This is a genomic window from Tabrizicola sp., from assembly GCF_051645465.1.
Classification (GTDB): Bacteria; Pseudomonadota; Alphaproteobacteria; order Rhodobacterales; family Rhodobacteraceae; genus Tabrizicola.
On sequence record NZ_JBOFBI010000377.1, the window covers coordinates 1 to 10,596 of the forward strand.

Below are 10,596 nucleotides of genomic sequence, written 5' to 3' on the forward strand. Positions count from 1 at the left end.
ACAAGTAGTGAAGCTGACACTCACATCATCGGTCCACACCTCGCGGTGCTTCCCTAGTGAGCCGATATGCAAACAATCAGACGCCGATGCGCCCAAACCGCCCGCATATCCCTTCAATATCCATCAATGTCAAAGAGCGATCGTCAGACAAAAAACGTGCGATCCGCCAGCTACCTGGCGTATCCCTGCGCGCCTTGTCTTCAGATTTTCCGGGGCTTCCCTTCGGCCTTGGCCTTCGGTCCGTCCCGTCACCGTCGCATCTCTGCTTCGGTGGAGGGGTATTTACGGAGGCGGCGCGGCGCCCGCAAGAGGGAAAAGGAAGTTATCCGCAATTTTTTTCCACGCTGTGGAAAATGCCGCAAAATCTTGGGGTTGGCGCAAGAAAACCCGCCGACGGGGCCCGAACGCCGAAATTTTCTTGCCCCGCCAGCCGACCAGAGACGGCTCAGGCAGCTGCGCGGGGCCGGTTTGCTGTCATCGGCACCAGGCGCACCGCAAGAAGCGCCAGGGCGAGGCCCGCGTAGACCAGCACCTCGCCGGTCCAGACCTTCGATAGAAGCATGAAATGCAGAATGCCCGCCAGGATCGCCACATAGGCAAGGCGATGCAGCCGCCGCCACGCGACCGGCCCCATCGCCCTGATCGCCGCATTGGTCGAGGTCAGGGCAAGCGGCGTCAGCGCCAGGAACCCGACCATGCCCAGAATCACGTAGGGCCGCTTCCAGAGATCGGCCACGACTTCGGACCAGCGCAGACCCATGTCGAGCCAGACCCAGGCCACAAGATGCAACGAGACATAGGCGAAGGCCAGAAGCCCCAGCGCGCGCCGGAACCTGATCAGGTTCAGCCCCACCCGCCGCAAAGGCGTGACCGCCAGCGAGGCGAGAAGGAACTGCAAGCCCAGCTCGCCCAGGCGATGCTCGATCGCCCTGACCGGGTCGACCCCAAGCCCATCCGCGACCGCGCCCCAGACCAGAAATGCCAGGGGCACCAGACCGCCAAGATAGACCACCCAGGTCGGTACCCGGCGGGCGTAGCTGTTCAGCCGGTCCATCAGAAATCCACCGCGAGATCCTGCTCGGCGTAAAGGCTGGCGACCTCGGCCTCATAGCCGTTGAACATCAGCGTGTCCTGGCGGCCGCCAAACAGCCCCGCGCCGATCCTCCGCTCCGAGGCCTGGCTCCAGCGCGGGTGGTCCACGTTCGGGTTCACGTTGGAATAGAAGCCATACTCGCTTGGCTGCAGCATGTTCCAGGTCGTCGGCGGCATCTTGTCGACCAGAGAGATCCGCACGATCGACTTGATCGACTTGAATCCGTACTTCCACGGCACCACCAGCCGGATCGGCGCGCCGTTCTGGTTCGGCATCGGCTCGCCATAAAGCCCGGTCGCAAGGATCGTCAGCGGATGCATCGCCTCATCCAGCCGCAGCCCTTCGCGGTACGGCCATTCGATGAAAGGCGAGGACTGCCCGGGCATCTCCTCGGGCCGGACCAGCGTCTCGAACGCCACGAACTTCGCGCCGGGCTGTACGCCCACGCGGTTCAGAAGGCCGGCCAGCTCGAACCCGATCCAGGGAATGACCATCGACCAGGCCTCGACGCAGCGGAAGCGGTAGATGCGCTCCTCCAGGGGCTGGTCCTTGACCACATCGGCCAGATCATAGGTGCCGGGCTTGTCGACCAGCCCGTCGATGACCACTGACCACGGGTCTGTCGTCAGCCCCCCGGCATAGCGGGCCGGATCACCCTTGTCGGTGCCGAACTCGTAGAAGTTGTTGTAGCTGGTGATGTCTTCCAGCGTGTTCGGCTCGGCGTCGGTGGAGTACTTGCTTGGGGCCGCATCAATCCGGGCAAGCGCCGGGGTGGCCACCATCGCCGCAGCGCCCGCGATCAGTTGGCGGCGACTCAGCCAGAAAGCCTTCGGTGTCACATCCGACCAGCGCAGAATGTCCCGCATTTTCATCTCCCATCCCGTTGCGGGGAAGATGATCGATCGGCGGAAAAACGCAAAGCAATCCGACTCACATCTGCGACAAAGCGTTGAAACACGGCCCCGTCGGTCACGATCAATGACGTTCCTTCACATCGAGTTGATTTGATCGGCGGGAGGCCGCAGGCTTAGCGCGGATGTCCGCCAAGGCAAGCGCAACTCACGGATTTGTATGGGTGATCCATTGTCGCATCCGGCCCATATATCCCTCGCCAATGACGGCAAACCGATCAAACGGGAGTGACACCTATGATCCGCAGAACCTTTCTTGCTCTGACCGCCGCCACCGCTTTTGCGATGCCCGCCTTCGCGCAGGACAAAGACATCGTCGATACTGCTGTCGGCGCGGGCAACTTCACCACGCTGGCTGCAGCGCTGGAAGCCGCGGGCCTGGTCGAGACGCTGAAGGGCGCAGGCCCGTTCACCGTCTTCGCGCCGACCGACGCAGCCTTTGCGGCACTGCCCGCGGGCACGGTGGAAGACCTTCTGAAGCCCGAGAACAAGGACAAGCTGACCGCGATCCTGACCTACCACGTGGTGTCGGGTAAGGTCATGTCGACCGACCTGACCGAAGGCATGAAGGCCGCCACCGTTCAGGGCGCCGAAGTGACCATCACGCTGGATGGCGGGCCGAAAGTGAACGGCGCCGTGATCTCGGGCCCGGATGTGGCCGCGTCGAACGGTGTCATCCATGTGATCGACAGCGTCATCATGCCGCCGGAAGGCTGATAACGCCTGGGGGCGCCAGCGGCGCCCCCTTTCCCTTCAGACAATAAACCACTCTCATCCAAACAGGGATTACACATATGAACCGTCGTGCTCTCTTCCGCATCGCCGGTGCGGTTTCTGTTGCCGCGCTGCTTGCCGCATGCGTTCCCGCCGAGACTGAACCGGATATCGTCGACATCGCGTCGTCGAACGACGACTTCTCGACCCTCGTGGCCGCACTCAGCGCGGCCGATCTGGTCGAGACCTTGCAGGGCGATGGCCCGTTCACCGTCTTCGCGCCCACCAATGCGGCCTTCGAGGCGCTGCCTGCGGGCACGGTCGAGAACCTGCTGAAGCCCGAGAACAAGGATCAGCTCGTCAAGATCCTGACCTACCACGTCGTGCCGGGCAACGTGACCTCGGACCAGCTGGCCGGGCAGCGGCTGGACGTGGCGACGGTTCAGGGCCAGACGGTCCATATCGACGGGCGGAGCGGCGTGAAGGTCAACAAGTCGCGGGTCACGACCGCCGATATCGCGGCCTCGAACGGGGTGATCCACGTCATCGACATGGTGCTGCTGCCGAAGTGAGGGTAAGGTCTGGGCACGGTGCCCATGGTACTTTAACCCATCTACATCAATGGCTTGACTTTTGGCATTCAGGATTTCTTAGGAAATCCCGCCAGCCATGCAAGTGCAAAAAGGGGGCCGCAACGGCCCCCTTTTTCGTTCAGATCAACGCGCCCTAGTGCACCACAGCCGACTGCGGCCGCTCCCGGTTGCTTTGCACCACCCGGTCGCCGATCATCAGACCCTCCGGCCCCGCCGTGACCTGGATGACCGACCCGTCCAGCACCTCGCCCGCCAGCAGCATTTCCGACAGCGGGTCCTGCAGCTGCCGCTGGATCACCCGTTTCAGGGGCCGCGCGCCGAAGACCGGGTCGTAGCCCTCATCGGCCAGCCAGGCCTTCGCGGTGGCGTCGAGTTCAAGTGTGATCTTCCGAGCCGCAAGCCGCGCCTCCAGCCGTTTCAGCTGGATTTCCACGATCCCCGACATATCCGACCGGTTCAAGCGGTCGAAGATGATCTGCTCGTCCAGACGGTTCAGGAACTCAGGCCGGAAATGGGTCCGGACCGCTTCCATCACTTCGGCCTTCGCCCCGCTGGCATCCACCCCGTCCGGCAGCTCGGACAAGGCCCGCGCGCCAAGGTTCGACGTCAGGATGATCAGCGTCTGCTTGAAGTCGACCGTCCGGCCCTGGCCATCTGTCAGGCGGCCATCATCCAGCACCTGCAGAAGCACGTTGAACACATCCGGATGCGCCTTTTCGACCTCATCGAAGAGGACGACCTGATAGGGCCGCCGCCGCACAGCTTCGGTCAGCACACCGCCCTCGTCATAGCCGACATAGCCCGGAGGCGCGCCGATCAGGCGGGCGACGGAGTGCTTCTCCATGAACTCCGACATGTCGATGCGCACCATCGCGCTGTCGTCGTCGAAGAGATACTCCGCCAAGGCCTTGGTCAGCTCCGTCTTCCCAACGCCTGTAGGCCCCAGGAACAGGAACGACCCCAAAGGCCGGTTCTCGTCCGAGAGCCCCGCACGCGACCGGCGGACGGCACGCGAAACGGCCTCGACCGCCGCCTTCTGGCCGACGACCCGGCCACCCAAAGCCTCTTCCATCTTCAGAAGCTTTTCCTTCTCGCCTTCCAGCATCTTCGTGGTCGGGATACCGGTCCAGCGTTCGACCACCTCGGCGATCTGCTCGGGACGCACAGCCTCGGCCACCAAAGCCTGGCCTTCCTTGGCCTCGGCGTCGGCAAGGTCCTTCTCCAGCGCCGGGATGGTGCCATACTGCAGCTCCCCAGCCTTCGCGAAGTTCCCCTCGCGCTTGGCCCCTTCCAGCTCGGCCCTTGCGTGGTCGAGCTGTTCCTTCAAACCTCGGGCCGTCTCAAGACTTTGCCGCTCCGCCTGCCATTTGGCCGTCAGCGCTGACGACTTCTGCTGCAGGTCGGCCAGCTCCTTCTCCAGCTTCTCCAGCCGGTCCTTTGACGCCGCGTCATCCTCCTTCTTCAAGGCCTCGGCCTCGATCTGGAACTGCAGGATCTGCCGGTCGAGCGCATCCAGCTCTTCAGGCTTCGAATCCACCTCCATCCGCAGGCGGGAGGCAGCTTCGTCCATCAGGTCGATGGCCTTGTCCGGCAGGAACCGGTCAGTGATGTAACGGTGGCTAAGCGTCGCCGCCGCGACCAGGGCCGCATCGGTGATCCGCACCCCGTGGTGGAGCTCGTACTTCTCCTTGATCCCCCGCAGGATCGAGATCGAATCCTCGACCGTCGGCTCCTCGACAAACACCGGCTGGAAGCGACGGGCCAAAGCCGCGTCCTTCTCCACGTGCTTGCGGTATTCGTCCAGCGTCGTGGCGCCAATGCAGTGCAGCTCACCCCGTGCGAGGGCAGGCTTGATCAGGTTCGCCGCATCCATCGCACCTTCGGATTTGCCCGCGCCGACCAGCGTGTGCATCTCGTCGATGAAAAGGATCACCTCACCGGCTGCCGCTTCGATTTCCTTCAGGATCGCCTTCAGCCGCTCCTCGAACTCACCCCGGTACTTGGCCCCCGCAATCAGCGAGCCCATGTCCAAAGCCATCAGCTTCTTGTTGCGCAGGCTCTCCGGCACGTCGCCATTCACGATCCGCAGCGCAAGGCCTTCCGCAATCGCGGTCTTGCCGACGCCAGGCTCGCCAATCAGCACCGGGTTGTTCTTGGTCCGGCGGGAAAGCACCTGCATCGCGCGGCGGATTTCTTCGTCACGGCCAATGATCGGGTCGATCTTGCCCTCGCGGGCCGCTTCGGTCAGGTCGCGGGCGTATTTCTTCAACGCCTCCATCGTGTCTTCCGACGAAGCGCTGTCCGCCGTCCGCCCCTTCCGCACCTCATTGATCGCCGCATTAAGCCCCTGCGCCGTCACCGCGCCTGCCGTCAGGGCATCCTTGGCACGGGTGTTGACCAGCGCCAACGCCGTCAGCAGGCGCTCGACCGGCACAAAGCTGTCGCCAGCCTTCTTGGCCACCGTCTCGGCTTCATCCAGCACCCGCACCAGCGACGGATCGACATAGGTCTGCGCATCGCCGCCCGAGACCTTGGGCAACTTGGCAATCGAAGCATTGATCGCCGCATTGACCTGCTCCGGCGAGCCGCCCGCCTTGCGGATCAGGTTCGCGGCCAGGCCCTGGTCGTCATCCATAAGCGCCTTCAGCAGATGATCGGGCAGCACACGCTGGTGGCTTTCCCGCATCGCTATGGTCTGGGCGGCCTGAAGGAACCCGCGCGACCGTTCCGTGAATTTCTCCAAATTCATCGGTCATTCTCCTCTCGTTAAGCACCCCCGACACGCCGCCCGGATCACCAGCACGAACGCAAAGGGCCTTGCGCCTGATCTGGGCGCGAGAGCTGCGCTTTGCAATCCCCGGTGGCCGAAAAACCATAAGCCGCGAAAACCTGCCCTGGCGGCGGATTTCGGCCTTTCCTTGCCGATGGCAAAGGGCCTGATCGGCGATATCGGGCTTGCGTTTCTGGATAGGGGCATGCGCGGCTTGCAATGCGGGCTGCAGGATACCCATGCTTACTGCTTCAAGCGCGGAAGATTCAGCATGAGCGACGCAAAACTCCCCCTTATCCACAAGGCCCCGGTCGAGGGGTTGGCCATCCATGTGGCGCGCGCAGGCCTTGCCATCGGCGATGCCGCCTGGCTTGACCGGCTCTCGGACGGACGGGTAGGCGTTTTCGCGCGGCTGAAGCAGCCGTTGTTCGGGGTGATCCCCCGGCACCGCGAAGGGCTGGTGGGCCACCTTGGCCCCGTTGCCGAAGAGATCATCGCCCCGTCGCTTGCCCATGGCGATGACCTTCGCGTGCGGATCATCGACCTTGTGCCCGAGCATCTGTCAAATGGCTATCCGCCCGAGGTCTACATCTCGGTCTGGGGCGATCCGCGCCATCTGCAGCCGATGCTGTCGGCAGTGGACTTGCCCCCGCCCGAGCCGGTGAAGCCCACGGGCAGCCGGCTGAGCGGTCTCAGGCCGGCTTAAGGTTCATAGCGGACGTAGGCAAACGCATGGGCATCGGGCGCCCAGGACGGCACGTTGATCGTCCCCTGCCCGCCCGTGAACTCCCGGATGCGGCGGCGGCTGGTTCCGTCGGGCTTGCACAGGACCAGCGCAACCTCCAGGTCCGCCGGATGCGCTTCCGTGCCGGGCGGGTAGGCGAGGTAGACCAGATGCCGGCCATCGGGCGAGGGATGCGGGAACCAGTTCACATAGGTATCCGCGAAAAGCTGCCGCTGGCTTGAGCCATCCAACGCCATGACCCAGATCTGAGCATGCCCGCCCCGGTCGCAGTTATAGTAGATACGCGTGCCGTCCGCGCTGTAGTCCGGCCCGTCGCAATGCCCCTCACCCCAGGTCAGCCGCTTCTCCTCAGCCCCCGGAACCAGCGTGTAGACATCGATCACCCGCCGCCCCTCCCGCGCCGCGACATAGGCGAGCGTCCGTCCGTCCGGCGAAATCCCGTGCCACCAGCTGGGCGCCTCGGGCGAGACCTTCCGCAACGGGCCACCCCCGACCGGCATCACATAGATCTGCGACCCTTCGCCTTCGTGATGCGAGGACAGGATCAGCGTCTTCCCATCCGGGCTCAGCCCATGGTCATTGTTGCACCGGATCGCCGCACCGGTGTCGATCGGCTGCAACTCCGGCGTCGCCAAAGGCACCCGGTAAAGCCGCCCGTCGCCATTGACCAACAACCAGTCCCCCGAAGGCGCCCAGTTCGGCGCCTCGATCCGCCCCTCGACAGCCAACACCTCGCGCACCGCGCCCGTTGCAAGCTCATAGGTCTCGATGACACTCCTCACCCACCAACCCTTTCAATTTAAATCAAATTTTCATTCATCTTTGCCCAAATATCCCACGGGGGGTCCGGGGGGTGTGAAACCCCCCGAGGGCCAGCCAAGGGCGCCTCACTCCCGCGTCTTCGGCTTCAAAAGCTTCGCAGGCCGGATCGCCTCCGCCGCCTTGAACAACGAAAACGTCTGGTTCACATAGTTCACCACCCCCGACAGGCTCTCCAGATAGGCCTGCAACTCCGCTGTCCGCTCGGCCTCCACGACCTGCACGGCACGCGACGGGTCAACCCCCTCGAACTGCACATAGAACAAGGGCTCGCCCCGCTTCAGGATCAGGTCCTTCTGCGGCTCATGCCACTCAAAGGCCCACATCAAAGGCCGCGGCCAGACCGAGATCGGGAACCGCCCGCCGAAGATCGTTCCCGGCAAAGGATCGGCCCGGTAATGCGCGAAGGCCGAGAGCTGCGAGAGGTACACCATCTCGTCCGCAATGAAACAGTACGGCAGATGCAGCTGCACGGTCGGCCGGTCCGGGAAACGCCACTCGGCCTCGCTGACCAGCGTCAGGACCTCGTTCAGCTTCGACGACCGGATCGGGCTCGCCGCCCCCGCGCGGTTGACCAGCACCGCCTTGCCCTTGTCATCGCGCTGAAAACCGATGTGGAGATCGAACGGGCATTTCACCATGAAATACCGGCTTTCCAGCTGGATGACCGCCGGACAGCGGCTGGCCGACTTCGCATGCGCCCGGTTCGGCGGGCGGATCGACACCCGCTCCGGCGGATCATAAAGCACCGCGCCCTTGTCCGAAGCAAGGAACCAGCCCACGGTCAGTGGACCGGAACCCGGCCCCTCCTCCGGGCGGTCGTAGGTGAAGTTGATCTCCATGCCCTCTTCCTTCCTTCAGGCCAATGCCCGCCGCAAAGCCCGTACTGCTTCCGCCGATGTCTGCCGCACCACCGCAGGACCAAAGCCCATCTCGACCACCCGGCCCCCAGCCGAAACCTCCGCCGAACATGACGCGTGAAGCTCGGCAATGCCAAGCCCCTTCAGCATCGCCGCATTCCCCGGGTTCACCCCCGACCCCGGCATGACCGATATCCGCCCCGCCGCCTGCCGGACCAGCACCGCAATCCGCGCCGCGCCCGCCTCTGCCGTCTTCTCCCCGCCCGAGGTCAGCACCCGCCGAAACCCAAGCGCAATCGCCTCCTCCAGCGCCACGCCCATATCCGGCGTCAGATCGATTGCCCGATGGAGCGTCAGGTCCAGCCCCTCCGCCGCAGCCACCAGCCGCTTCAGCGCCGCAACATCCAGCCGCCCGTCCGGCAGCGATGCCCCCAGCACCACACCCGCCAGCCCGGCAGCGCGGCTGGCCGCAATCTCAGCCTCCATCATCCGAAGCTCGACCTCGGACCAGACGAAGTCCCCCGCCCGTGGCCGGATCATCACCATGACCGGCACGCCACAAGCCGCCGCCTCGGCCATCAGCCCCACCGAAGGCGTCAGCCCGCCCAGAGCCAGCGCCGCACAAAGCTCGATCCGGTCCGCCCCGCCCGCCACTGCCTCGGCCAGCCCCGCGGCAGTGTCGACGCAAACCTCCAGCGTCACGCCCATTCCGCCTGCCCCGCCAATGCCGCGCCCAGAAGCCCCGCGTCCGCCCCGCATTCCGCCGGCAGCAGCAACGGCCCGCGCGTCCGCCGCAGGATGCGCACCCGCACCGCCTCGTCCAGATAGCTGACCAGCCCCACAGCACGGGAAAGCCCGCCGCCCACCGGCACCACATCGGCCCCGAGCACGTTCACGACCATCGCCAACGGCCCCGAGACCAGCTCCCGCCAGAGGGCCAGCGTCCCGCCCGCCGCTGCCTCCCCGGCCTGCCAGGCGGCGATAATCTCCTCCGCCTCGCTCGCCTCACCCGTCCGCGCCCGATGCAACCGCTCCAGCCCCCTTGCGCTGCCGACCATGTCGACACATCCGACCTGCCCGCAGCCGCAGGGGAACGCATATTCTCCCCGGATCACCGGCCCATGCCCCCATTCCCCCGCGTAGCCGCCCGCCCCCGTCACCACCCGCCCATCAATCACCAGCCCGCCGCCAACACCCGACCCCAGGATCACCCCGAACACCGACCGATGCCCCCGACCCGCACCATGCCGCGCTTCAGCCAGCGCAAAGCAATCGGCGTCGTTCAGAACCAGAACCGGTAGCCCGGTCGCCCCCTCCAGCGCCGGACCAAGGGCCAACCCGTCAATCGCCGGGATATTCGCAACCTTGCCCACCCCGGTCGCAGGGTCCACCACCCCCGCGATCGAGATCGCGATGCCTTTTACGTTCCTCACCACAAAGCCCCGGATCGCGTCGGTAAACGCCCGCAGGTCGCCCAACGGCGTTGGCATCTCGCCCAGGGAATGCAGCCCCGTCCCACCCCAGACTGCCGCCTTGATCCGGCTGCCGCCGATGTCGAATGCCAGGATCATCATGCCTCCCGTCGCCCCGGTCAGTCAGAACTGAAAAGGCGAGGCGTGTCAAAGCAGAGGCTTGGCCGAAACGTGCAACACCGGCCACAGCACCTCCCCTCCCCCTTCGTGGGGAGGGGTCGGGGGTGGGGGGCGCTGCCGCCGCAGTCATTGGCTCGCTGGTCATGGAAGCAGTCAGGCCACCGCCGGAACCCCGCTCCTCAGCGCGACCGCACCCGGTTGCCGCGCGCGTTGTGCTCGACCTCGGCCAGGCCCAGAAGCTCCATCACCGAAAGCAGAGGCTTGGCCGAAACGCGCAACGCGAGCCGCAGCACCTCCCCTCCCCCTTCGTGGGGAGGGGCCGGGGGTGGGGGCGCTGCCGCCGCAGTCATTGGCTCGCTCCCGATGGAAGCAACCGGGCCGCCACCGGAACCCCGCTCCTCAGCGCGCCCGCGCCCGGTTGCCGCGCGCGTTTTGCTCGACCTCGGCCAGCCCCAGAAGCTCCATCACCGAAAGCAGAGGCTTGACCGAAACGTGCAAC

The 10,596-nt window shown here is 65.2% G+C and carries 10 protein-coding genes; 3 read left to right on the forward strand and 7 right to left on the reverse strand.

Features of this window, described 5'->3' with window-relative positions:
* Positions 1–445: 445 nt before the first annotated feature.
* Together msrQ and msrP are read right to left on the reverse strand one after the other, a co-directional pair.
* A complete protein-coding gene (gene msrQ, locus ACRCSW_RS23175) occupies positions 446–1,054 on the reverse strand; it encodes a protein-methionine-sulfoxide reductase heme-binding subunit MsrQ (protein ID WP_438708013.1) in 609 nt (202 codons plus the stop codon).
* Positions 1,054–1,965 carry a protein-methionine-sulfoxide reductase catalytic subunit MsrP gene (gene msrP, locus ACRCSW_RS23180; RefSeq protein WP_438708014.1) on the reverse strand — a complete coding sequence of 304 codons (912 nt, stop codon included), beginning with the start codon at positions 1,963–1,965 and terminating at the stop codon, positions 1,054–1,056. The genes msrQ and msrP overlap by 1 nt, the downstream gene beginning before the upstream one ends.
* 276 nt (positions 1,966–2,241) lie before the next feature.
* On the opposite strand from msrP, the gene ACRCSW_RS23185 reads away from it, so the two are divergent.
* Together ACRCSW_RS23185 and ACRCSW_RS23190 are read left to right on the forward strand one after the other, a co-directional pair.
* A complete protein-coding gene (locus tag ACRCSW_RS23185; RefSeq protein ID WP_438708015.1) occupies positions 2,242–2,721 on the forward strand; it encodes a fasciclin domain-containing protein in 480 nt (159 codons plus the stop codon).
* A 77-nt stretch (positions 2,722–2,798) separates the two neighbouring features.
* Positions 2,799–3,290, forward strand: a complete 492-nt coding sequence (locus ACRCSW_RS23190) for a fasciclin domain-containing protein (protein ID WP_438708016.1) — start codon at positions 2,799–2,801, stop codon at positions 3,288–3,290.
* Positions 3,291–3,444: 154 nt separating this feature from the next.
* Here ACRCSW_RS23190 and clpB read toward each other — a convergent pair whose 3' ends face one another.
* Positions 3,445–6,060, reverse strand: a complete 2,616-nt coding sequence (clpB, locus tag ACRCSW_RS23195) for an ATP-dependent chaperone ClpB (protein WP_438708017.1) — start codon at positions 6,058–6,060, stop codon at positions 3,445–3,447.
* A 292-nt stretch (positions 6,061–6,352) separates the two neighbouring features.
* Here clpB and ACRCSW_RS23200 point away from each other — a divergent pair, with 292 nt between their 5' ends.
* Positions 6,353–6,787, forward strand: a complete 435-nt coding sequence (locus tag ACRCSW_RS23200; protein WP_438708018.1) for a hypothetical protein — start codon at positions 6,353–6,355, stop codon at positions 6,785–6,787.
* On the opposite strand, the gene ACRCSW_RS23205 is transcribed toward ACRCSW_RS23200, so the two are convergent.
* The 4 genes from ACRCSW_RS23205 to ACRCSW_RS23220 form a co-directional block, all read right to left on the reverse strand.
* Positions 6,784–7,608, reverse strand: a complete 825-nt coding sequence (locus ACRCSW_RS23205; RefSeq protein ID WP_438708019.1) for a TolB family protein — start codon at positions 7,606–7,608, stop codon at positions 6,784–6,786. The two genes, ACRCSW_RS23200 and ACRCSW_RS23205, sit on opposite strands and share 4 nt — an antisense overlap.
* 105 nt (positions 7,609–7,713) lie before the next feature.
* Positions 7,714–8,487, reverse strand: coding sequence for a hypothetical protein (locus ACRCSW_RS23210; protein ID WP_438708020.1), 774 nt, complete (start codon positions 8,485–8,487; stop codon positions 7,714–7,716).
* A 15-nt stretch (positions 8,488–8,502) separates the two neighbouring features.
* The gene (locus ACRCSW_RS23215; RefSeq protein WP_438708021.1) at positions 8,503–9,213 is read right to left on the reverse strand and encodes a copper homeostasis protein CutC; all 711 of its coding nucleotides are present in this window, start codon (positions 9,211–9,213) and stop codon (positions 8,503–8,505) included.
* Positions 9,204–10,076 carry an ROK family protein gene (locus tag ACRCSW_RS23220; protein WP_438708022.1) on the reverse strand — a complete coding sequence of 291 codons (873 nt, stop codon included), beginning with the start codon at positions 10,074–10,076 and terminating at the stop codon, positions 9,204–9,206. Before ACRCSW_RS23220 ends, ACRCSW_RS23215 begins: the two co-directional genes overlap by 10 nt.
* Positions 10,077–10,596: the final 520 nt, after the last annotated feature.

Excerpts from the sequence above, each read along its gene's own strand:
- msrQ (WP_438708013.1), bottom strand. The coding sequence starts at position 1,054 with ATGGACCGGCTGAACAGCTACGCCCGCCGGGTACCGACCTGGGTGGTC.
- msrP (WP_438708014.1), bottom strand. The coding sequence starts at position 1,965 with ATGAAAATGCGGGACATTCTGCGCTGGTCGGATGTGACACCGAAGGCT.
- ACRCSW_RS23185 (WP_438708015.1), top strand. The coding sequence starts at position 2,242 with ATGATCCGCAGAACCTTTCTTGCTCTGACCGCCGCCACCGCTTTTGCG.
- ACRCSW_RS23190 (WP_438708016.1), top strand. The coding sequence starts at position 2,799 with ATGAACCGTCGTGCTCTCTTCCGCATCGCCGGTGCGGTTTCTGTTGCC.
- clpB (WP_438708017.1), bottom strand. The coding sequence starts at position 6,060 with ATGAATTTGGAGAAATTCACGGAACGGTCGCGCGGGTTCCTTCAGGCC.
- ACRCSW_RS23200 (WP_438708018.1), top strand. The coding sequence starts at position 6,353 with ATGAGCGACGCAAAACTCCCCCTTATCCACAAGGCCCCGGTCGAGGGG.
- ACRCSW_RS23210 (WP_438708020.1), bottom strand. The coding sequence starts at position 8,487 with ATGGAGATCAACTTCACCTACGACCGCCCGGAGGAGGGGCCGGGTTCC.
- ACRCSW_RS23215 (WP_438708021.1), bottom strand. The coding sequence starts at position 9,213 with ATGGGCGTGACGCTGGAGGTTTGCGTCGACACTGCCGCGGGGCTGGCC.
- ACRCSW_RS23220 (WP_438708022.1), bottom strand. The coding sequence starts at position 10,076 with ATGATCCTGGCATTCGACATCGGCGGCAGCCGGATCAAGGCGGCAGTC.